This window comes from Micromonospora sp. NPDC047521 (assembly GCF_055587305.1).
Window position 1 is genome coordinate 157,933 of the sequence record NZ_JBVJGN010000012.1, and the last position, 19,897, is coordinate 177,829.

Annotated in this window: 24 protein-coding genes; 14 read left to right on the plus strand and 10 right to left on the minus strand. The window is 70.8% G+C overall.

The window, feature by feature from the left end; all coding sequences use genetic code 11:
* Nucleotides 1–31: 31 nt before the first annotated feature.
* From ACZ6N8_RS24560 to ACZ6N8_RS24575, 4 genes are all read right to left on the minus strand, one after another.
* Nucleotides 32–1,291 carry an alpha/beta fold hydrolase gene (locus tag ACZ6N8_RS24560; protein WP_466012862.1) on the minus strand — a complete coding sequence of 420 codons (1,260 nt, stop codon included), beginning with the start codon at nt 1,289–1,291 and terminating at the stop codon, nt 32–34.
* Between the two features lie 70 nt (nt 1,292–1,361).
* Complete coding sequence (locus tag ACZ6N8_RS24565; protein WP_466012863.1) at nt 1,362–1,961, minus strand: GNAT family N-acetyltransferase; 600 nt, start codon at nt 1,959–1,961, stop codon at nt 1,362–1,364.
* Nucleotides 1,962–2,078: 117 nt separating this feature from the next.
* Nucleotides 2,079–3,251, minus strand: a complete 1,173-nt coding sequence (locus ACZ6N8_RS24570) for a zinc-dependent alcohol dehydrogenase (protein ID WP_466012864.1) — start codon at nt 3,249–3,251, stop codon at nt 2,079–2,081.
* A 28-nt stretch (nt 3,252–3,279) separates the two neighbouring features.
* Entirely contained in the window at nt 3,280–4,230 is a 951-nt protein-coding gene (locus ACZ6N8_RS24575; protein ID WP_466012865.1) for an SRPBCC family protein, read from the minus strand.
* A 249-nt stretch (nt 4,231–4,479) separates the two neighbouring features.
* Here ACZ6N8_RS24575 and ACZ6N8_RS24580 point away from each other — a divergent pair, with 249 nt between their 5' ends.
* Both ACZ6N8_RS24580 and ACZ6N8_RS24585 read left to right on the plus strand, forming a co-directional pair.
* A complete protein-coding gene (locus tag ACZ6N8_RS24580; RefSeq protein ID WP_466012866.1) occupies nt 4,480–4,848 on the plus strand; it encodes an SCP2 sterol-binding domain-containing protein in 369 nt (122 codons plus the stop codon).
* 5 nt (nt 4,849–4,853) lie between these two features.
* Nucleotides 4,854–6,911: an amylo-alpha-1,6-glucosidase gene (locus tag ACZ6N8_RS24585; protein ID WP_466012904.1), complete on the plus strand. Its 2,058-nt coding sequence runs from the start codon at nt 4,854–4,856 to the stop codon at nt 6,909–6,911.
* Nucleotides 6,912–7,052: 141 nt separating this feature from the next.
* Here the strand turns inward: ACZ6N8_RS24585 and ACZ6N8_RS24590 are convergent, their stop codons facing one another.
* A complete protein-coding gene (locus ACZ6N8_RS24590; protein WP_466012867.1) occupies nt 7,053–7,193 on the minus strand; it encodes a hypothetical protein in 141 nt (46 codons plus the stop codon).
* A 19-nt stretch (nt 7,194–7,212) separates the two neighbouring features.
* Between ACZ6N8_RS24590 and ACZ6N8_RS24595 the strand changes: the two genes are divergently transcribed.
* Genes ACZ6N8_RS24595 through ACZ6N8_RS24605 form a run of 3 tightly spaced genes read left to right on the plus strand, consistent with a single transcriptional unit; the run spans nt 7,213 to nt 8,687 of the window.
* Entirely contained in the window at nt 7,213–7,434 is a 222-nt protein-coding gene (locus ACZ6N8_RS24595; protein ID WP_466012868.1) for a hypothetical protein, read from the plus strand.
* A 27-nt stretch (nt 7,435–7,461) separates the two neighbouring features.
* Nucleotides 7,462–8,064, plus strand: coding sequence for a SigE family RNA polymerase sigma factor (locus tag ACZ6N8_RS24600; protein WP_466012869.1), 603 nt, complete (start codon nt 7,462–7,464; stop codon nt 8,062–8,064).
* Entirely contained in the window at nt 8,061–8,687 is a 627-nt protein-coding gene (locus ACZ6N8_RS24605) for a hypothetical protein (RefSeq protein ID WP_466012870.1), read from the plus strand. The genes ACZ6N8_RS24600 and ACZ6N8_RS24605 overlap by 4 nt, the downstream gene beginning before the upstream one ends.
* A 15-nt stretch (nt 8,688–8,702) precedes the next feature.
* On the opposite strand, the gene ACZ6N8_RS24610 is transcribed toward ACZ6N8_RS24605, so the two are convergent.
* Complete coding sequence (locus tag ACZ6N8_RS24610) at nt 8,703–9,242, minus strand: hypothetical protein (protein ID WP_466012871.1); 540 nt, start codon at nt 9,240–9,242, stop codon at nt 8,703–8,705.
* Between the two features lie 62 nt (nt 9,243–9,304).
* On the opposite strand from ACZ6N8_RS24610, the gene ACZ6N8_RS24615 reads away from it, so the two are divergent.
* Nucleotides 9,305–10,396 (plus strand): winged helix DNA-binding domain-containing protein, encoded by a 1,092-nt coding sequence (locus ACZ6N8_RS24615; protein ID WP_466012872.1) that lies wholly within the window; start codon nt 9,305–9,307, stop codon nt 10,394–10,396.
* A gap of 35 nt (nt 10,397–10,431) precedes the next feature.
* Here ACZ6N8_RS24615 and ACZ6N8_RS24620 read toward each other — a convergent pair whose 3' ends face one another.
* Both ACZ6N8_RS24620 and ACZ6N8_RS24625 read right to left on the minus strand, forming a co-directional pair.
* Nucleotides 10,432–10,962, minus strand: coding sequence for a hypothetical protein (locus tag ACZ6N8_RS24620; RefSeq protein ID WP_466012873.1), 531 nt, complete (start codon nt 10,960–10,962; stop codon nt 10,432–10,434).
* A 189-nt stretch (nt 10,963–11,151) separates the two neighbouring features.
* A complete protein-coding gene (locus ACZ6N8_RS24625) occupies nt 11,152–11,895 on the minus strand; it encodes a LolA-like protein (protein WP_466012874.1) in 744 nt (247 codons plus the stop codon).
* 263 nt (nt 11,896–12,158) lie between these two features.
* Between ACZ6N8_RS24625 and ACZ6N8_RS24630 the strand changes: the two genes are divergently transcribed.
* The 5 genes from ACZ6N8_RS24630 (at nt 12,159) to ACZ6N8_RS24650 (ending at nt 15,888) form a co-directional block, all read left to right on the plus strand.
* Complete coding sequence (locus tag ACZ6N8_RS24630) at nt 12,159–13,232, plus strand: glycoside hydrolase family 43 protein (protein WP_466012875.1); 1,074 nt, start codon at nt 12,159–12,161, stop codon at nt 13,230–13,232.
* 82 nt (nt 13,233–13,314) lie between these two features.
* Entirely contained in the window at nt 13,315–13,836 is a 522-nt protein-coding gene (locus tag ACZ6N8_RS24635; protein ID WP_466012876.1) for an RNA polymerase sigma factor, read from the plus strand.
* Entirely contained in the window at nt 13,823–15,031 is a 1,209-nt protein-coding gene (locus ACZ6N8_RS24640; protein WP_466012877.1) for a WD40/YVTN/BNR-like repeat-containing protein, read from the plus strand. Before ACZ6N8_RS24635 ends, ACZ6N8_RS24640 begins: the two co-directional genes overlap by 14 nt.
* 26 nt (nt 15,032–15,057) lie before the next feature.
* Nucleotides 15,058–15,456 (plus strand): MFS transporter, encoded by a 399-nt coding sequence (locus ACZ6N8_RS24645; protein WP_466012878.1) that lies wholly within the window; start codon nt 15,058–15,060, stop codon nt 15,454–15,456.
* Nucleotides 15,457–15,507: 51 nt separating this feature from the next.
* The gene (locus ACZ6N8_RS24650; protein ID WP_466012879.1) at nt 15,508–15,888 is read left to right on the plus strand and encodes a hypothetical protein; all 381 of its coding nucleotides are present in this window, start codon (nt 15,508–15,510) and stop codon (nt 15,886–15,888) included.
* 9 nt (nt 15,889–15,897) lie between these two features.
* Here the strand turns inward: ACZ6N8_RS24650 and ACZ6N8_RS24655 are convergent, their stop codons facing one another.
* Together ACZ6N8_RS24655 and ACZ6N8_RS24660 are read right to left on the minus strand one after the other, a co-directional pair.
* On the minus strand, nt 15,898–16,281 hold the full coding sequence (locus tag ACZ6N8_RS24655; RefSeq protein ID WP_466012880.1) for a hypothetical protein: 384 nt from the start codon (nt 16,279–16,281) through the stop codon (nt 15,898–15,900).
* Nucleotides 16,282–16,342: 61 nt separating this feature from the next.
* Nucleotides 16,343–16,963 carry a TetR/AcrR family transcriptional regulator gene (locus tag ACZ6N8_RS24660; protein ID WP_466012881.1) on the minus strand — a complete coding sequence of 207 codons (621 nt, stop codon included), beginning with the start codon at nt 16,961–16,963 and terminating at the stop codon, nt 16,343–16,345.
* A gap of 82 nt (nt 16,964–17,045) precedes the next feature.
* On the opposite strand from ACZ6N8_RS24660, the gene ACZ6N8_RS24665 reads away from it, so the two are divergent.
* The 3 genes from ACZ6N8_RS24665 (at nt 17,046) to ACZ6N8_RS24675 (ending at nt 19,885) form a co-directional block, all read left to right on the plus strand.
* On the plus strand, nt 17,046–17,819 hold the full coding sequence (locus ACZ6N8_RS24665) for an oxidoreductase (protein WP_466012882.1): 774 nt from the start codon (nt 17,046–17,048) through the stop codon (nt 17,817–17,819).
* A gap of 1 nt (nt 17,820) precedes the next feature.
* Nucleotides 17,821–18,189, plus strand: a complete 369-nt coding sequence (locus ACZ6N8_RS24670) for a VOC family protein (RefSeq protein WP_466012883.1) — start codon at nt 17,821–17,823, stop codon at nt 18,187–18,189.
* A gap of 649 nt (nt 18,190–18,838) precedes the next feature.
* Nucleotides 18,839–19,885, plus strand: a complete 1,047-nt coding sequence (locus ACZ6N8_RS24675) for a fatty acid desaturase family protein (protein WP_466012884.1) — start codon at nt 18,839–18,841, stop codon at nt 19,883–19,885.
* The last annotated feature ends 12 nt before the right edge of the window (nt 19,886–19,897 follow it).

Below are 19,897 nucleotides of genomic sequence, written 5' to 3' on the forward strand. Positions count from 1 at the left end.
CCGGACGGCCCGGCCGGGAGCCGGCGGGGCGTCAGATCTCGTCGCGTACCAGTCGGATCAGCCGGTCGAGGACGCGGCCCCCGCTGACCCGCAGACCGTCATGTTCGTACTCGTTGGTGATCCAGGGGCGCAGGCCGCGCACCGCCCGGGCGGTGGTCTGCGAGTCGGCGGTGTCGACGTACATGTCGTCGTGGTAGATCGCGGCGGCGACCGGGACCTCGTTGCGGGCCAACTGGTCCGGGTCGTACAGGTCCGGCCAGTCGGTACGGCGGGCCAGCAGCTCCGCCGTCTCGCCCAGCGGGGCCAGCGCCGGGTCGGTGGCGACGGTCCACGGGTAGATCATTTCGCCGGTCAGCAGCACCGGCCGGTCCGCCGCCAACGCCCGGTCGGCGTCGAACTGCGGGAACTCGGCCCGCACCGTCTCGGCCGCCCAGCCGGTGGCGCGCGGCGTCACCGAACGCTGGCCGTAGATCGACTCGTGCAGCAGGGCGTAGAGCGGGCGGCTCGCGTACGACAGGTGGCCCTGGATCTCGGCGAGGAAACCGTCGGAGAGCTGCCGGCCGGGCATCCCGGGCAGGAAGGCGTCTTCGAGGAGGTAGTGCAGGGTGTGCGAGCCGTTGCCGGTGCCCAGCAGGATGCCGATGGCCTGGAACGCCTCGACGCTCAGCAGTCCACCGCCGGGCAGGCGCACCTCCCGCTCCCGCAGGTGCCGCGCGACGTCCCGGACGATCTCGACGTCCTGCGGGTAGCGGGCGTAGTGCGCCTCGACCTTGCGCCGCACCCGCGGGTAGGCGGCCCGGTAGACGTCTTCGGCGGTGCTGCGCAGACCGGGCAGGCCGCCGGTCACGAAGGCCTCGCGGACGCCGTGCGGCGCGTACGACAGGTAGGTGAGGGTGCAGAAGCCGCCGTAGCTCTGGCCGAGCAGACTCCACCGACCGTCGTCGCCGAGAAGGTCCCGCCGGATCAGTTCGCAGTCCCGCACGATCGAGTCGGCTCGAAAGTGCGCCAGGTACCGGGCCTGGGCGGCCGCGTCGCCGCGCGGCGGCAGGGTGTTCCGGTCGGCGGGGGTCGAGCGTCCGGTGCCCCGCTGGTCCAGCAGCAGCACCCGGTAGTCGTCCAACGCCCGGTCCAGCCAGCCGTCGCGACCCACCGGACGGGGTGAGCGGCCACCGGGGCCGCCCTGCAGGAAGAGCAGCCACGGCAGCGACTCGTGTTGCTTCGCGGTGGCCACGACCTCGCGGGCGTACACCTCGATCCGCTCTCCGGCCGGGTCGCCGTGGTCGAGCGGCACCGGGAAACGGTGGTCGGTGATGACGGTGCCTGGGTGGCGGTAGACCGGCACTGGTGTCCCTTCCCGGGGATCACGTCCCGGCGAGCGCTTCGGGCGGCGGATCGTCGCGCAGCCGGCTGTAAAGATACCCGTCGCGCCACCGGCCGGCCCGGAACTCGCAGGCCCGCACCACACCTTCGAACTGGAAGCCGGCCCTCTCCAGCGACCGCTGCTCGGCGACGTTCTCCGGATGGGTTCCGGCCTGAACGCGTTGCGCCGGGGTGTGGGTGAACAGGTAGTCACAGAGCAGTGCCTGGGCCCGCCAGCCGACCCCCCTGCCCCGCCACTCGGGGAGCAACACGATCCCGATCTCCCAGTACGACGCCAACCCGCCGTACCGCCCGGACGCGTAGCTGACGAAGCCGGCGGCCTGATCCTGCTCCACCTCGACGACGAGCCGCCCGTCGTCGACGCCAAGCCAGCCGTCGACGGCGAAACGCCGCGCCGGCGCGCCGGGGTCGCGGAAGCCGGCCCAGTCGAGGCCGACCAGCCCAGGTTCGACGCAGAACCGCCGGAACATCGCCAGGTCCGCCTCGCCCACCGGTCGAAGCCGCACGATGTCCCCGATGGACGGCGCCGGGTCCGCACGGACGTCGGCCCGGACCTGAGGTCGGTGAATGTCGTTCGGCATGACGCGAGGCTACCCACGCCGGGCAGGGTCGGAGTCCCTCCCGCGCCGGCAGACAGTGGCAGGGCCGGGCACTGGTGGCGAGTGCCCGGTGGAGCTACGCGCCGCACCGCACACCGCTCAGACCGAGAGCAGCACCTTCGTACAGTCGTCCTGCTTCTTCTGGAAGATCTTGTAGCCCTTCGGGGCGTCGCGCAGCGGCATCCGGTGGCTGACGATGAAGCTCGGGTCGATCTCGCCGCGCCGGATCCGGTCCAGCAGCGGCCGGGTGTAGCGCTGCACGTGGCACTGACCGGTCCGCATGATCAGGGACCTGTTCATGAAGGCGCCCATCGGGAACTTGTCGACGAAGCCGCCGTACGCGCCGACGACCGAGACCACCCCTCCGGATCGGCAGGCCAGGATCGCCTGACGCAGCGCGAACGGCCGCTCGGTCTCGGTCCGGGTGGCCTGCTTGGCCCGGTCGTACGCGTACATCGCGGCGTTGCCGTGGTGACCCTCCAGACCGACGGCGTCGATGCAGGCGTCCGGCCCCCGGCAGGCGGTCAGCTCGTTGAGCGTGTCGAGCACGTCGGCCTGTTCGTAGTTGATCGTCTCGGCGCCGGCGTGCTGTTCGGCCAGCCGCAGCCGGTACGGGTACCGGTCGATGACGATCACCCGCTCGGCGCCGAGCAGCCGGGCGCTGGCGGCGGCGAGCAGCCCGACCGGCCCGGCGCCCCACACGGCGATCACCTGACCGGGTTTGATGTCGCACATCTCGGCGCCCATGTAGCCGGTCGGGAACACGTCGGCGAGCATGACCGCCTGCTCGTCGGGGACCTCGTCGGGCACCTTGAGCGGGCCGACGTCGGCGAACGGCACCCGCGCGTACTCGGCCTGGCCGCCGGCGTACCCGCCGAGCAGGTGGGAGTAGCCGAAGATGCCGGCCGGCGAGTGGCCCATGATCTTCTCGGCGATGCCGGCGTTGGGGTTCGAGTTCTCGCAGACCGAGTAGAGGCCACGCTGACACGAGGAGCAGTGCCCGCAGGCGATCGGGAAGGGTACGACCACCCGGTCGCCGGGTTTGAGGTTGCGCACCTGCGGGCCGACCTCCACCACCTCGCCCATGAACTCGTGGCCGAGGATGTCGCCCTTGCGCATGGCGGGGATGTACCCGTGGTACAGGTGCAGGTCGGAGCCGCAGATCGCGGTGGTGCTGATCCGGACGATGGCGTCCCGCGCGTTCATGATCGTCGGGTCGGGCACGTCGATCACCTTGACGCTGTCGGTGCCCATCCAGGCGGTGGCCTTCATTGTCGGTCCCTTTCGGAGCTCGGGTGCGTCAGCGACGGGACGCCGGCAACGGCTGCGCGGGACGCTGCATGGCCTGCTGGCGTACGGAGATGCCGTTGGGGCTGCCCTCGGAGCGGACCACCTCGCCGGCCTCCAGGACCTGCTTGAACCGGCGCAGGTCGTCGCGGACCTGCTGCGCGGGCTCCTCGCCGAACATCTTCGCCACAGTCCGACCGAGCGCCCCGGCGGGCGGCGCGTAGCGCAGGTGCACCCGCACCTCGGTGCCCCGGTCGCCGGGGGCGGGCACGAACGCGACCCGTCCGGCGTTGGGCACCCGGCTGCCCGGCAGCGAACGCCAGGTGATCGACTTGTTCGGTTGGTCGTCGATGATCTCGGCGTCCCACTCGACGCGGTGACCGGCCGGGCCTCGGGCGATCCAGTGCGAGCGACGCAGGTCGTCGGCGTGCACCGACTCCAGGTGTGCCATGAACCGGGGCAGGTTCTCCATGTCACGCCAGAACCGGTACGCCTCGGCGGGCGACCGGTTCACCGTCACCGCGATCTCCACCCGGATCATCCGGGACCGGGCCCGCAGGACCCGCCCGAGGCGTACGGCCGCCAGCATGTCGACGGCGGTGATGCCGGCGATGGCGACGGTGGTCAGCGCGACCCGGCGCCGACGTTCACCACCGCGGTCGGCGAGTGCTCGTCCGAGCAGGGTGAGGTCCATGGCGTCACCGGCCACCCTGCTCCAGGCCCAGCCGGCGGGGCGACGGCCGCTGAGCAGGCCGGCGGCGCTGCCCAGTTCACGCAGGCCGACGGCCGGGAGCACGGCCCGCGCGGCCGGGGAGTCGTCCACCCCGGTCAGGCGCGCGAGGGGGCCGGGGGCGACCAGGGCGCCCACGCCCAGGGCCAGGCTCAGCAGGCCGAGCGTCCTGGGCAGTGTCGACGACACCGGCCCGTCCAGCTCCGGCAGGAGAACAGTGTCGGTACGGCTCATGCCCGGTCCCTCCCGGTGGACGTGGCCCGCCGGCCAACCGGCGGAGCGGCGGCGGTCCGCCGCCCCCGTGACGCTATGTCCTACACGGGAAGTATGTGCCCGGTTCGGGGCAGAACGGCCGATGCGGGCAGTTCCGCAGGTTGATCCGCACCTTCGGCGAGGGCCGGGAGGCGCCGGTCGCCGGGACGAGTTAACAGTGACCGCCGCCGGGTAGCCGACAGGCGCTTCTGCCGCCGTCGGGAGGTCGGGATGACTGCGACAAGCATGTTCTTCGAGCGGCTGACCGATGCCGGCCAGGATCCGCGCTTCAGCAAGGTGTGTGGAAGCGTCCGCTTCGACATCCGGGACGGAGACCACCTGGACCAGTGGTTCCTGAGTATTGATCACGGCCGGATGCGGGTGACGAGGAGCCCGGATCCCGCCACCACCGTCATCCGGGTGTCCGCGCAGGTCGCCGACGCGATGGCCCGCGGCGAGGTGAACGGCCTGGCGGCGATCACCCGGGGGGAGATCTTGGTCGACGGCGACCTCGGCCTGGCGTTGCGGATCGGGCGGCTGTTCCCGCGAGCGCCGGAGGCGCCGGCGCCGAGCGGTCCCGATCCGGGAAGACCACGATGAGGGACATCCCGGGCACGGTGCAGTGCATCGACGGGAACACGTTCATCGTGTCCGACGCCAGTGGGGACGTGGAGGCGTCGTCCTCCGCCCCGGTCGGGCTGTTCGCCGCCGACACGCGCTTCCTGTCCCGCTGGGTCCTCACCGTCAACGGGGAACGGTTGACCGCGCTGTCGGTGGACGACAGCCAGTACTACGAGGTCACGTTCTTCGTCGTGCCGGGCGGCGCGGTCGACTACGTGCAGGCCGACGTGTCGGCGATCCGGCGGCGACGCATCGGTCCGGACCTGACCGAGTCCCTGACGATCTTCAACTACGGGGACCACGACCTGGATCTCGACGTACGCCTCGAGGTGATGGCCGACTTCGCCGACATCTTCGAGATCAAGTTCGACATCCCGGACAAGGTCGGCAGCCACTACACCGAGGTCGAGTCGAACGAGTTGCGGCTGGGCTACCGGCGCGGCACGTACCGGCGCGAGGTCTCCGTGACGGCGAGCCAGCCGGCCACCTTCGACCCGAAGGGTCTGCGGTTCACGACCCGGCTGGGGTCCGGCCAGCAGTGGTCGACCCGGCTGCAGGTGGTCATGCGGGCACTCCGACCGGACGGCGTGGACCTCCGGTCCGCCCTGCGGGCGCTCCGCCCGGACGACTCCACCCTGCCCGAGAGCGTCCGCGAGTGGGTTGCCGAGGCGCCGAAGCTGGACACCGACTCCATCACGCTCCAGCAGGTGTACCAGCGCAGCCTGGTGGACCTGGCAGCGCTGCGCTTCGCCCCGCTCTCGCTCAGCGGCGCCGCCGTACCCGCGGCCGGCCTGCCCTGGTTCATGACCCTGTTCGGCCGCGACAGCCTGCTGACCTGCCTGCAGACCCTCGCCGTCACACCGTCGCTGACCCCGCCGACGCTGCGGATCCTCGCCTCGCTCCAGGGCGCCCGCCGGGACGACGTGCTGGAGGAGGACCCGGGTCGGATCCTGCACGAGCTGCGCTACGGGGAGTCGGCCGCGTTCGAGGAGCAGCCGCACTCCCCCTACTACGGCACCGTCGACGCCTCACCGCTGTTCGTGGTGCTGCTCGACGAGTACGAACGCTGGAGCGGCGACCGGGCCCTGGTGATCGAGTTGGAGCAGGAGGCCCGCGCGGCCCTGGAGTGGATCGACAGGTACGCGGACCTCAACGCGACAGGCTACATCTGGTACGAGCGGCGCAACCGCGACACAGGCCTGGAGAACCAGTGCTGGAAGGACTCCTGGGACAGCATCTCGTACGCCGACGGGCGACTGCCGGGCTTCCCGAGGGCCACCTGCGAAACCCAGGGGTACGCCTACGACGCCAAGATCCGAGGGGCGCGGCTGGCCCGTACCGTCTGGGGTGACCCCGACTACGCCAACCGGCTGGAACGTGAGGCGGCGGCCCTGTACGAGCGCTTCAACAAGGACTTCTGGCTCGACGACCGGGGCTACTACGCGTTGGCCCTCGACCACGACGGCACTCCCGTCGACAGCCTGTCGTCAAACATCGGGCACCTGTTGTGGAGCGGCATCGTGCCCCGGGAACGGGCCGCGCAGGTCGTCGAACACCTGATGGGTCCGGCACTGTTCTCCGGCTGGGGCGTACGGACCTTCGCCGAGGGGCAGGGCAGGTACAACCCGCTCGGCTACCACAACGGCACGGTCTGGCCGTTCGACAACTCGTTCATCGCGTGGGGCCTTCGCCGGTACGGGTTCGGCGCCGAGGCGGCCCGCATCGCCGAGGGCATCCTCTCCGCCGCCACCTACTTCCAGGGTCGGTTGCCTGAGGCGTTCGGCGGATTCGACCGCCGCACCACCAGATATCCCGTGCGGTATCCGACCGCAGGCAGTCCGCAGGCCTGGTCCAGTGGAGCGTCGATGCTGCTGATCCGCACGATGCTCGGCATCAATCCGCACGAGGACCACCTCGCCGTGAATCCCGCGCTGCCGCCCGCCTTCGGCCGGGTCGCTCTCCTGGACATCCCGGGCCGCTGGGGCCTCACGGACGCCTTCGCCCGTCAACGCCCCGACCAGCCCGGCCGTCGGACGACGTAGGCAGGCCCATAAACTTTTCCGGTCGGACGGCAACGTTTCCGGTCCGGGAGGCCTGTCACCAGGTATGAACCTCTCCTTCGGACACCGCGTTCTCGTACCCGCCGCCCTCGTCGCGGTCACCGCCGCCGGCTGCGCCACCGGTCAACCCGCCGCCGGATCATCCCCGGCGTCGCCCGGCACGGTCGCCGCCCCGACCACCGTCAGCTCACCGCCGGCCACCGTGACCTCCCGACCACCGGCACTGGCGGCGACGACACCCTCGGCGACAGGCTGCCCGGTCACGGCCGCGACGCTGAACCGGGTGCCCGGCCTGCCCGAGGGCTACCGCATCAACCCCGACCGGGTGCAGTGCTGGAAAGGCTGGGCCGCCGGATGGGACCCCACCCAGCAGAGCGACGGCGCCTACCTCTTCCGCCACACCCCCACCCACGGCTGGCGCATCCACAGCCAGGGCAGCTCCTTCTCCTGCACCGACCTCGGCATCACCATCGACCCGAACGACCCACCCGGCATCTGCTCCTGACCCCTGTCGATTACACGTACTGTGTCGATGACGAGAAGCGGAGCGGTGGTGGCCGATCCAGTCGCCAGTCGGGCTGTCCCGAGAATCAACACCCGAATCCGGACGGGAGAACCGGCGGAGACCGAGTTCTGCGAGTTCGTCCGGGCGCGTACGCCGGCGTTGCAGCGCAGCGCCTTTCTCCTGACCGGCGACCGGCACCTGGCCGAGGACCTGGTGCAGGACGCGCTCGCGCGTACCCATCGGTCACTGGGCCGGCTCACCGACACCGGCCATTTCGAGGCGTACACCCGCACCGTGATGTACCACCTGCACATCCGCCGCTGGCGGCGGACCCGCGTCGCGGAAAGCCTGCCCGGTGACCTGGTCGACGTGGCGCATCCGGACAGCGACCACTCCGGGCACACCGACCTGAAGCTGTCGCTGGCGCGGGCGCTCGGGCAGCTCACGCGCCGTCAGCGCGCGGTGCTGGTGCTGCGCTTCTTCGAGGACCGCAGCGAAGCCGAAGCGGCCGAACTGCTGGGGTGTTCGGTCGGCACCGTCAAGAGTCAGACCAGCAAGGCGCTGGCGCGGCTGCGTCAGGTCGCGCCCGAACTGCTGTCGGCGACGCAAGAGAAGAGGATGTCCCGTTGACCGACGACCTCAACCGGCTGCGCGCCGCCATGACCGATCTGGCCGAGCACGGGGGAAGCCCTGACCTCTACGAACGCGCGATGCACCGCTCCCGCCAACTGCGTCGCCGTACCGTGCTCACCACCGGCACCGCCGCCGCGACAAGCGTGGTGGCGGTCGTCGCTGCCGTGACACTCGCCGCCGGCCGCACCCCCGGTCCGCCGGCACCACCGGCGACCCTGCCACCATCGACCGCCCCCAGTGCCTCGCCGTCACCCGCGCCGACATCCGGGTCACCGACACCGTCATCACCCGCGCCCCCCTCGTCGACGTCGGCTTCACCGAACCGACCGTCGGCCGGAGCGAGCACGAAACGCCCCGACGGCGGCGGTTGCCCGGTCACGGCCGCGACGTTGAACCGGGTGCCCGGCCTGCCCGAGGGCTACCGCATCAACCCCGACCGGGTGCAGTGCTGGAAAGGCTGGGCCACCGGATGGGACCCCACCCAGCAGAGCGACGGCGCCTACCTCTTCCGCCACACCCCCACCCACGGCTGGCGCATCCACAGCCAGGGCAGCTCCTTCTCCTGCACCGACCTCGGCATCACCATCGACCCGAACGACCCACCCGGCATCTGCTCCTAGACCGGGGACGGCAGCTCAGCTGACGGTGAAACCGCCGTGGGCGCGCGCCTCCCGCAGCCAGGCGAGCCAGGCGACCCACAGCTCGTCGGCCTCGCACTCGGCGCGCAGGTCCGCCGGCGACGCCTCGTAGAAGAGCAGCGCCTGTTCGATCTCGGCCGTGCCGACCAGCCAGGGGCCGTTGCTCGTGAACTTGAACGCGGGGATTCCGACCATGCCGGGCTCGGTCTGCGCGGCAGCGGCCCGTTCGGCCTCCTTGTACGCGTCCCGTCGCCTCTGGTCGGCGCTGCGCCAGTCGTCGATGCCGTCGAACGGCCAGTTTGGGAAGGGACGCGGTGTCGCCTGGTAGGTCATGCCGGCGCGCCGCATCAGTTCGCGGCAGAACCCCATGCCGGCGATGTTCAGGTGGAACTGGTGGGTGGCGGCCAGCGATTCGTAGTCGTCGTGGCACCGTGGCCAGTTGCCGCACGACCCGCCGGATTCGAGGCACGCCTCGGCGTGGGCGCGCGCGGTGGCGGCGGGTTCGGGCAGGTCGACGTGCTCGAAGCTGTAACCCATCGGGCGCCTCCCGCGGCCGGCATTGGCACGAGCGTGTCATTGTGCCGGACTAGGGTGCAGGCATGGTCGATCGTCACCAGGTGATGAACTTCCGCGTCCGGGCCCAGCAGCTCGACCGGAGCGAGGGCACGCTCGCCGACACCGCGATCCTGGACATCGGTGTGCAGAACACCGGACCGGACGGCGCTCGGTGGGCACTCGCCGTGCGCGGGGTCGACGTGACCGCGTTGTCCGACGAGGACGTGATCCTGCTGTGGACGGTGCGGGGTGCTCCCCACCTCTACCGTCGGGCCGACGTGGGCGCGGTGGCGGCAGCGGTCGAGCCCTTCTCCGACGCCGACGCGGGCAAACGCATCTACGACGCTTCCAAGCCGTTGAAGGCCGCCGGCATCGGCAACCTCGCCGCCCTCGACGAGGTGGCCGACCGTATGCGGGCCATTGTCACCGCGCCGACGGTCAAGGGTACGGTGTCCGGCCGGCTGGCCACGATGCTTCCCGAGCCGTACCTGCGGTTCTGCCGGCCGTGCGACGCCACGCACGTCTACGAGATGCCGTTCCGGCTCGCCGCCGTGCGGGCCGGACTGGAGCTGGATCTCGACACCTCACCTCCGGTCCTGCGGCGTATCACCGGCTTCAGGAAGGCGACGGCGGTGGACGACCGCTTGGACCTCATCCGCGCATACCTTCGCCTGCTCGGTCCGGCCACCCCGAAACAGGTGGCCGACTACCTGGACGCGCCGTTGAAGGACGTCAAGGCCCTCTGGCCCGAGGACGTGGTCGAGGTGTGGGTCGACGGCGAGGTGCGTTCGCTGTTGGCCGCCGACGAGGAGGCACTGGAGTCGGCCGAGCGCACGGGGACGCGCCTGCTCGGCCCGTACGACCTGTTCTTGCAGGCCAAGGACCGGGCGACGCTGGTGTCGGACGCCGCCCGCGCCAAGGAGTTGTGGCCGGTGCTGGGTCGACCCGGCGCCGTCCTGGTCGACGGCGAGGTGGTCGGCACCTGGCGTCCCCGCAAGTCGGGCAGGGCGTTCACGGTCGCCGTCCAGCCCTGGCAGAGGCTGTCAGGCGCCACCCGCAAGGCCGTCACGGCGCAGGCCGAGCTTCTCGCCGCGCACCGCTCGGTCACCCTCACCGGCGTCGACTTCGCCAGCTAGTCACACAGGCAGGGGCATGGGGCCGTGACGTCTGGTCAGAAGTTCACCCGAACGCCGGCGGCCTTGCACGCGGCGGTGATGGTCGCCCCGGCCTTCTCGAAGGTCGGGTTGTCGGCGGCGCTCGCCGGGTCGGGCGCGGCCGCCGCCTTGGCCGCCTCGTCACCGAAGCGGCGCAGGGCGGCGGCCACCTTGCTGTTGCCCGCGCCGGTTGAGGCCACCCGGGTCAGCTCCTGGTCCAGCCCGGTCAGGATCTTCCGGTAGTCCGCGGCCGAGGGCTCACCCGTCCTCACCATGTCGATGAGGGCCGCCTTCATCTCGTCGCCGGCCTTCTGCGCCGACTCGCACAGCTTCTTGTCGCTCGTCCCGCCCGTCGTCGCACCCGACGTGGCCGGAGCAACCGACGCCGGGGTGGCCGGCGTGGAGGGCGCCGCCGAGGACGGGGCGGCGGAGGTGGGCGCCGGCGGGGTCGAGCCGGCCGTCGGCGCCGCGTCCTCTCCCCCACAGGCGGCAAGGACCGTCGTAGCGGTAAGGATCAACAGGGCGGAGGCGACGCGAGTGGGCTTCACAGACGCGCACGGTAATCGAAGCCCTCGTGATGATCAATCCGCCCGGAGGACCTGGTTCGCCGGTCAGTCGGTGGTCAAGCCTCGGGTCGTCAGTTCGCCGAGCGAGGCGTCGCCGCCGCCGAGAGCCGCGCGGGCCACCGAGGGGTCTCCGCCGGCAGCGGACCCGGCGACATCCGTGCCGTGGGCCACCTAGCTCGCCAGGAGGCGACGCACCGCGTCCGGCACGTCGGTAACCTCGGCCGCGCCGGGCTTGGCGATCGTGACGGGCTTGCCGAAGTCGGCGAACGTGGCAGTGCTCGCATAGGTCGGCAGCGTGACCGTCAGCGCGGTCAGGTAGCCCTGAGCGTCCACCGACGCCTCGTACGGCACGGACTGCGACACGCCACCGTGGTGTTCCAACTGCTCGGCCGTCACTGGCAGGAGGCCCCGGGACACCCCCGCCGGCGCCACTGTGAAGTCGAGGGTGCCGGTGTAGGTGCCCTCCCTCGTACGCGTGGCGGCCGTCATCGCCGCGGAGAGGCCCTTGATCCCCGCCGGGTCGAACGGGTCCCCCAGGTGCAGCAGGGACGCGTTGGCGAAATCCGACGTCGGGAACCAGATGAACTTCGTCGGGTCGAGGTCCCGCAGGTACGTACTGCCAAGCGTCCTCCACGCGTCGTCGCCGACCACCCGCACCTTGGAATCGACTGTCTCGCCGTCGGCGCTCGTGGTGACCGTCAGGCTCAGCGCCTTGCCCGGCGGGTCTGTGTCGCCGGCGACCTCGACGTTCGGCACGCTCATCGTCACGTGCGCCGGCACTCCTGCGGTCTTGGCGGCCGCGGCGCGCACCTGCGTGAGCGCGTCACCGGGCGCGGGTTCCGGGGCGGCGTCACCGCCCGTGTCGCAGCCCGCCACCAGCACCAGCAGGCCGACGAGCATCCATCTGCGAACCATTGCCGAACCCCCCGTTGATCGACGTCCGGGGCAGCCTACCGACTTCGGCGACGGCGAGAGGTCCGCCTGTTGTGCGCCTTCATGCGGCGCCGGGGGCCTGATCCGCACCGCGCCGCCTCTCAGGGGTGGCCGTGGGGGTGGCCGTGTGGCAGCGTCCTGAGGGTCAGCGAGTTCCGACAGTCCACTCCGGCCGCTGCCGGGGCGACCGAACGGACCCGACATGACCGGGGCCGACCATCGGCCAGCTGAAAGGAGTCCCCATCGTGAACGTGGGCGACCGTACCCTTCCGCGCATCCTCGCCGTCCTGCTGGCCGCCGTGCTCGCCACCGGCCTGTCCGCTGCCGGCGCCGGGCCGGCGGCGGCCGGGCAGACAGGTCTGCGCGCCGCCGACCCGAGCGTGATCCGCGTGGGCGGCACGTACATCTCCGTGCAGTCACTCAACGGCGGGATCGCCGTGCGGCAGGCCTCGTCGACCGACGGGCTGGCCGCGGCACCGGCGCGGCAGGTGTGGACGGACAGCCGCAATCTCGGTGAGGTCTGGGCTCCGGAGATCGTCACCGATGGCGGCCGCTACTACATCTACTTCTCGGCCGGGCGCGCAGCCGCACACCGGATGTACGTGATCCACTCGGCGTCGCCGGCCAGCGGCTACACGGCCGAGCGGCAGCTCGCGCTGCCCGGCGGAAAGTGGGCCATCGACGGCAGCCTGTTCACCTTCAACGGGCAGCGGTGGTTCGTGTGGTCGGGGTGGGCCGGCGACACGAACGTCGAACAGAACATCTACCTCAGCCGGATGAGCGACCCGCTCACCCCGACCGGCAACCGGTTCATCATTTCCCAGCCGAGGGAGAGTTGGGAGCGCGTCGTCGGCAACCCGTTCATCAACGAGTCCCCCGAGGCGATCAGGGACCCGAACGGGCAACTGCACATCGTCTACTCCGCGAACGGCAGTTGGAGTGACCAGTACTGCCTCGCCGACCTGCGGCTGCGCGCCGGCGGCGACCCGACGTACGTGTGGGACTGGTACAAGTCCAACGGCTGCCTGTTCGGGTCGAACCGGGCGACCATGATGGCCGGCTGGGATCCCACCCTGTACGTGAACGGGCCCGGCCACCACAGCTTCGTGCTGCTCAACGGCGACATCGCCACGAGTCCGCCGGCCGGGCCGAGGTTCCCGCTGATGTTCCACGCCGTGCCCAAGGGCACCGCGTACTCGTGGGCGAACCGCTACTGGTACACGGGCACCTTCTGTTGGTGGGGCAACACCACCTACCGCCGCGCCAACGTGCCCGGCCCGACGGCCGACACCGGGTTCAGCATCAAGTTCTTCGAGTGACCCGCCTCCCGACATAATCTGCCCGCTCACCGGAACCTTCTCCCCGGCCCGTTGGTGGGATTGGTGGGAAGAGGGGGTGTCGGTGTCCGACGGTGATCTGATCTCCGGGCTCTACGCCGGCTGTTTCCGGCGCCTGGTGGTCCAGCTGTACGCGGTGACCGGCGATCTGAACGAGGCGCAGGAGGCGGTGCAGGAGGCATTCACCAAGGCTCTGGCCGCGCCGAGGCGCTTGGCCGAGCTGGAGAACCCGGAGGCGTGGCTGCGCCGCGTCGCGGTGAACGAGGCCCGCAGCCGGTACCGGCGTCGGCGCGTACTCGATCGGTTGCTGCGCCGGATCGGCCCGCCGCCGGCGGTCGCCGATCATTCGCCGGAGCACCTCGCGCTCCTCGCGGCGCTGCGCGGGCTGCCCGAGGGGCAGCGACAGGCCCTCGCCCTGCACTATCTCGTCGATCTGCCGGTGGACGAGGTCGCCGCCACGCTTGGTGTCTCCGCCGGGACGGTGAAGTCCCGGCTCTCCCGGGGCCGGCAGGCCCTGGCCGTGCTGCTCACCGATTCCGACGCCACCGATGTCACGGATGCCGGGAGGACAGATGTCCGGTCGTGAGTTCTCCGGATTCGACGTCGACAGGATCAGCGAGGCCGTCCGGCAGCCGCCCCTCGACGAGCTGCGGTCCACGGCCCGGGCCCGCCGGCGCCGGTCGGCCGCGGCGGTGGCGACCGCAGTGGTCGCACTGGCCGGCGTGGCGGCCGTACCGCTCGTCGGCGCTCCGGACCGGACCAACCCGGTCGTGCCGGCCGAGCCGTCCGCCCGTCCCGACCACTCCGGCGACTTCACGATGACCGGTCCCGGCTCCGGCGTCGACGTCCGAAGGGATGGCTGTGTCCTGCGGTTCGCGGTCACCGGCGACGGCGGGCGGAGCTGGTCGGACCGGGACGCAGCCCAGTTCCGGGGCACGAGATGCGAGGCCAGCTCCACCTCGACGGGGGGCGACCTTTCCTACGCCGTCCTCAGCGACAGGTCCTACCTGGTCAGCGACGCCGGGTCGGTGCGTCTCTCCACCGACTTCGGCCGGACCTGGCGCGACGAAGCCGAGGCGATCGTGGCCGTTCCCTCGTTCCCGGCGACGGCCCGGGCGGTCTTCTGCGGGTACGGCTGCCCGGTGGTGCGGGAGCCACTGGCGGTCGACCCGTCGACCGGCACGGTGTACCGACTCACCGGCGACGCGCCGTCGGGACGTCCGTTGTTCGGCCTCTACCCCAGCCCGGACGGCACGATCTGGGCGACCTACCAGGCGACGACCAACCCGCAGCCGACCATCGCCCGCAGTGTGGACCGAGGCGCGACCTGGACCACCTCGGAGGTGGGGGCCGACACGACTGTGCTGGCGATGGTCGGGCTCGACCAGCGGGAGGGTTACCTGCTGACCGAGTCGTCGACCGCGGGAGGATCAACGCGGGTGCTGCGGACGGCGGACGGTGGGCAGAGCTGGACGGACACGGGCGCCAACCTGCCCGCCCAGCCGCACTGGGACCTCACGGCCGGCTCCGACGGAACCCTGCTGGCGGTCACCGCGGGAGCGGGCACCGAGCCCAACCGTCTCGCGCAACTCCTGGTCAGCTGGGACCAAGGGCGGACCTTTCTGATCGTCCGGGAGTACGGGCCGCTTGTCGGTTCGATCAGCGTCGCGCCCGGGTACGCCTGGCTCTTCGGCCGCGACGACGGCACCGCCGGAGAGCCGGACCACGTCCTCGTCACCACGGACGCGACCACCTGGACGCGCCTGAGGCTCTCGCCCTGAGGGCAGCGGGTGGGTAGCGTTCCACAATGGCAATCGCGTCGCCGCACAGACAGCTGGGGGTTGCGGTGCACGGCCTGACGGTGGTCGCCCTGGCCGGGCTGGTCCTCGCCGCGGCGGGAACCGCCGCCCTGTTCCCCACGCTGCTGAGCATCGTTTCGCGCAACGTCGTCGAGTCCTCGCGCGGGCGGGCCACCTCGATCGTGACGGCGGTGTCGTACCTCGGGTTCCTGCTGGGGCCGGTCTACGTCGGACTGTGGGCGTCCGCGACCGGCCTGCGGGGCGCGATGGTCGCGGTGGCGGCGCTCGGCGGGGCGCTCGCCGCGTTGGCCCTTCCGCTGCTGGCCCTGCGCCGGTACGCGGTGACGCCCCGGTCGGCGGCGCGGCAGCGGGACGAGGCCCGCGTCACCTCGGCGCTCAGCGTCTGACCGCCGACGACGGTCCCCATGGCCGGGGGTCGCTCGTGACATCATCGGCGGATGGACGTTCGTCGACTGGCGGCCATCGACATGTGGGGCGCCCACGGCACCCTTCGCCGACGGCGGATCATTCTTGCCGAGTTCGTCGTCGGCGTGGTGGTGATGGTGGCGTTGGGCGTCTGGCTGCTGGTGTCGACGGTCGGCGTGGGCACCCGGGCGATCGGCCTGTGGTTGATCGGCGCAGGTCTCAACTACGCCCCGCTCGCCTGGTACGCGATCAGGCTGATGCGCCCGGGTGCCCTCGACGCCGAACTGGCCGGCGTCGACACCGACCGGGAACTGCGCCGGTACACAGTCCTTCAGCTGTGGGTCTTCGTGCCGCTGTCGCTCGTCGTCTTCGACACGCTCATCCGGCGAAGGGGTCGGACGACCGCCAGCTGAAGAATCCCGCTAGCAGGAACCGTGCCAATTCACCTTTGTCACGATGACCTGGAGGTAGAAAATGTTTCCGCCAGGCGTCGCGCAGTGCGTGATGACAGTCGAATCGTTCTGCCAGGTGTGGTGGTATTCCACTTCGACGTTGGCGGATGTGTAGTTGTAGAACTGCTTCGTCGGGGCGCTGCCGACCCATGGGCCGGTGGTGACCAGGGACGGGGTCTCGGTGGGACCGGTGTTCGGGGGAGCCCAGTTGGGCCAGGCGCAGAACGTGCCCGACTGGCAGTTGCCGGGCGGCCACGGCTCGTCGGCCGGCGCGGCGGCGGAGGCCGACGCGGCGGGGGCAGCGGCCAGCAGAGCCGCGGTGGACAGGGCAAGCGCGAGGGATTTCAGTCGCACAGATCTCTCTTCTCCCCAGAGGACTCGGTCGATGAAAGTTACCACTGGGAAAGTTGAAAGGTCAAGTATCTGATTCACTACCGTCTAAGCTTTGAATAGTCTGTGAATCCCCTGATGGCGTGACGTGACGGAGGCCGTCGAAGAGGATCGCGGAAATCTGCCGGGCCTCCTGCTGCCATCCGGCGATGGCCCGCATTTCGCAGATGCCGCCCATCGCCCGCAGCAGTGTGCGCCCGGTGACGTCGTCGCGGATGGTGGCCGCTGCCGCTCCCGCCGCGAGCAACCGATCGAGTGACTGCGCCATCCGGGTGCGGGCGTCGTCGAAAACCGGAGAGTCGGTGGCCATGATGCTCTCCAGGGCCTCGGCCATGCCTTTGCCGATGGCGGCGTGGTCGACGAGCAGCAACAGGAAGCGACGCAGGGCTTCGTCCGGGGCGTGCCGCCCGAGGAGGTCCGCGGGGGCGGCGCACAGTTCGTCGACCTCCTGGCGGTAGACCGCCTCGACGAGAGCCTCGCGAGTGGCGAAGTGGCGGTAGAGCGTTCCCACCGAGACTCCCGCCTGCCGCGCGATCTCCTCCACCCCGGTGTCGGCCGCGCCGGCGAGGAACAGCTCCCGGGCCGTGGTCAGCAGCGCCTGGCGGTTGCGACGGGCGTCGGCACGCAGCGGCCGTGACGTGGGCAACAGATCCTCCGTAATATGAGTCCGACTCCGCTTATGTGTTAGCTTTCCGGAGTCCGGTTCACCTTACCGCAGAGGAACACACATGACCCACCAGGAAGAGGGCCTGACGGGCCTTCGTGTGCTGGTCACCGGCGGCAGCCGGGGCCTGGGGGAGGCGACCGTCCGCCGGTTCGCCGCCGCGGGGGCAACGGTCCTGACCGCATCGCGGGGTACGCCCCCGGAGGACCTGCCGGCCACCCACTTCCCCGCCGACCTCGCGACCGAGGACGGGGTGGCCGAACTCGGTCGGCTGATCATCGACCGTGTCGGCGGGGTGGACGTCCTGGTCGACAACGCCGCTGGTGCTAGTGCACCCGCGCCGACGCTTCAGCGCTCCGACACGTCGTGGTACGCGGACCTGGAGATGAACCTGCTCAGCGCCGTCCGGCTCGACCGGGCGCTGGTCCCCGGCATGGTCGAGCGAGGTTCCGGCGTCGTCGTACACGTCTCCTCGATCGCCAGCCGACTGCCGCAGCGCACCGAGGCGTCCTACGCGGCGGCCAAGGCGGCACTGAACGTCTACAGCCGCGAACTGGCCACCGAGGTGGGCCCGCACGGGGTCCGCGTGGTGTGTGTCCTGCCGGGCTTCGTGGCCACCGCCGGCGCCGACGAGCATCTGACCCACATGGCCGACCAGCAGGGCATCGACCTCGACGAACTCAAGCAACAGATCGTGGAGCACCTGAAGGTGCCGATGGGCCGGCCCGGCGATCCGGAGGACGTGGCCGAGATGATCGCCTTCCTCGCGTCCCGGCGGGCTAAGTGGATCACCGGCGCGGAGTTCCGCGTCGACGGCGGAATCATCCCGGTGGTCTGACATGACCATCAACCTTGCCGCCATCATCATCGACGCGGCGGACGTGGACACCGAAAGCAGCTTCTGGCACCGGTTGCTCGGCGGCTCGATCACGAAAACCGAGAACCATCACTTCCTGCGCGTCGACGGGTTCCCCGCAGTCGTGATCCAGCGAGCTCAGGGACACGTTCCGCCGGCCTGGCCGCAGAACGGCGCTCAGCAGTTGCACGTGGACCTGACCACCGATGACCTCGTATCAGCGGACAGAGCGGCGCTCGAAGCCGGCGCACGTCGGCTGCGCCCCACGGACGACGCCGATCTCGCCACCCACCAGGGCAGCCGCGTCTACGCCAGCCCCGCCGGACACCCCTTCTGCCTGCGGCCCGCCTGACACGCAAGCTACCCGGGCAAGCCGCAACCAGTTGCGGGGCATCCGTCAGACGTACACCTCCACATCGGACGTGGGGAGGTGACCAGCTTCCCCGTCTCTCTCGCACACCGCAGTGGCCCCAGGGCTGCCCGGGTCAGCGGTGCTGCGACGCGGGCATGCTCGCAGGCCCCAGAGGGGAGGCATCGAAACGCCCGCCGAGCGGCGGAGCGACGCTCTCGTCGAGCTGCCCGCCGTCAGCACCTGTCGGGAGGTAACCATCCTGCCGGGAACGGCGCAGAGTGAGCATGCCCGCCGCTCCGGTCAGCATCCCGGCAGCGAAGGCGAGGATCAGTGCCTGCCTCGCGGGGGACCTTCTCTTGCGTGCCATGACTACCCCCTGAATCCCATGTGGCTGCCTAGTGCCTGATTGTCGGACTCGACGCACGAAGCCCGCAGCCGATCGGCGGACTTACACGAGGACGAGTACTGCTCGCGTTCAGTCGTCCTGAGCTGCCGGTTTCCACGTGCGAAGACACGGCTGTGAGGAAGACTGGGACCATCAGCGGCGGTTTGCCTGTCCGACCCCTGTCGGACCACCGATGAAGGTGCGCGAGCGCCTGGTCATGGCTGACGGCGGAGCCGGCGAGCTGATCGGCGTGGCTGACAAGGAGTGGCGACGTTGAGTGATACGAACCTTGGCGCCCGCAGCGACCGCGGTAGTGAGTACGCCGACCTCTCCCGCCTGGTCCGAGACGCGGGCCTCCTCGACCGGCGACCCCGCCGCTACGCGGCACGGGTGACGGCGGTGCTGGGTTGTCTCGTAGTGCTGGGCGTGCTGTTCGTGCGGCTCGGGTCGTCGTGGTGGCAGACGGCTACCGCGGCCGGCGTCGCGGTGCTCCTCGCGCAGCTGGCGTTCCTCGGTCACGATGCCGGGCATCGGCAGATCTTCCGCTCCCGCCGGGCGAACGACGTGGTCGGCCTGGTGTGCGCCAACCTGGTCACCGGGATCAGTTACGGCTGGTGGGTCGACAAGCACAACCGCCACCACGCGAATCCGAACACCGAAGGCCGGGACCCCGACCTCGCGGTGGCTCCGCTGTCCTTCACCCCGGGTCAGGCTGCGGCGCAGCGCGGCCTGGGGGCGCTGTTCGTCCGGCACCAGGCGGCGCTGTTCTTCCCCCTGCTACTGATGGAAGGTCTGCATCTGCACGCCGCCAGCGTCCGCGCGGTCGTCAGCCGCGGCGGACTCAAGCGCCGACGAACCGAGGCCGGGCTGCTCGTCCTGCACTTCGCCGGCTACCTCGGGGCCGTGTTCCTGGTCCTGAGCGTTCCGCAGGCGATCGTGTTCATCCTGGTCAACCAGGCCCTCTTCGGGCTCTACCTGGGCAGCTCCTTCGCCCCGAACCACAAGGGCATGCCCATCCTGACCGAGGCCGACAACCTCGACTACCTACGCCGGCAGGTCCTCACCTCCCGCAACGTGCGCGGCGGCCCGTTCATCGACGCACTACTCGGTGGGCTCAACTACCAGATCGAACACCACCTCTTCCCCAGCATGCCCCGACCCAACCTCCACCACGCCCAGCCGCTGATCCGCCAGTTCTGCGCGGAACACGACATCGCGTACCACGAAACGACCCTCATCCAGTCCTGGGCGCAAGGGCTGGCACACCTACGGGCAATGGGTGCCGGATCGACCCGACCGGGCAACGGCTGAGACCGGTGCTCA

Bases quoted from the DNA above. Each gene is read 5' to 3' on its own strand.
- ACZ6N8_RS24565 (WP_466012863.1), bottom strand. From the start codon at position 1,961: ATGCCGAACGACATTCACCGACCTCAGGTCCGGGCCGACGTCCGTGCG.
- ACZ6N8_RS24570 (WP_466012864.1), bottom strand. From the start codon at position 3,251: ATGAAGGCCACCGCCTGGATGGGCACCGACAGCGTCAAGGTGATCGAC.
- ACZ6N8_RS24575 (WP_466012865.1), bottom strand. From the start codon at position 4,230: ATGAGCCGTACCGACACTGTTCTCCTGCCGGAGCTGGACGGGCCGGTG.
- ACZ6N8_RS24580 (WP_466012866.1), top strand. From the start codon at position 4,480: ATGACTGCGACAAGCATGTTCTTCGAGCGGCTGACCGATGCCGGCCAG.
- ACZ6N8_RS24600 (WP_466012869.1), top strand. From the start codon at position 7,462: ATGACGAGAAGCGGAGCGGTGGTGGCCGATCCAGTCGCCAGTCGGGCT.
- ACZ6N8_RS24610 (WP_466012871.1), bottom strand. From the start codon at position 9,242: ATGGGTTACAGCTTCGAGCACGTCGACCTGCCCGAACCCGCCGCCACC.
- ACZ6N8_RS24615 (WP_466012872.1), top strand. From the start codon at position 9,305: ATGGTCGATCGTCACCAGGTGATGAACTTCCGCGTCCGGGCCCAGCAG.
- ACZ6N8_RS24625 (WP_466012874.1), bottom strand. From the start codon at position 11,895: ATGGTTCGCAGATGGATGCTCGTCGGCCTGCTGGTGCTGGTGGCGGGC.
- ACZ6N8_RS24640 (WP_466012877.1), top strand. From the start codon at position 13,823: ATGTCCGGTCGTGAGTTCTCCGGATTCGACGTCGACAGGATCAGCGAG.
- ACZ6N8_RS24645 (WP_466012878.1), top strand. From the start codon at position 15,058: ATGGCAATCGCGTCGCCGCACAGACAGCTGGGGGTTGCGGTGCACGGC.
- ACZ6N8_RS24650 (WP_466012879.1), top strand. From the start codon at position 15,508: ATGGACGTTCGTCGACTGGCGGCCATCGACATGTGGGGCGCCCACGGC.
- ACZ6N8_RS24665 (WP_466012882.1), top strand. From the start codon at position 17,046: ATGACCCACCAGGAAGAGGGCCTGACGGGCCTTCGTGTGCTGGTCACC.
- ACZ6N8_RS24670 (WP_466012883.1), top strand. From the start codon at position 17,821: ATGACCATCAACCTTGCCGCCATCATCATCGACGCGGCGGACGTGGAC.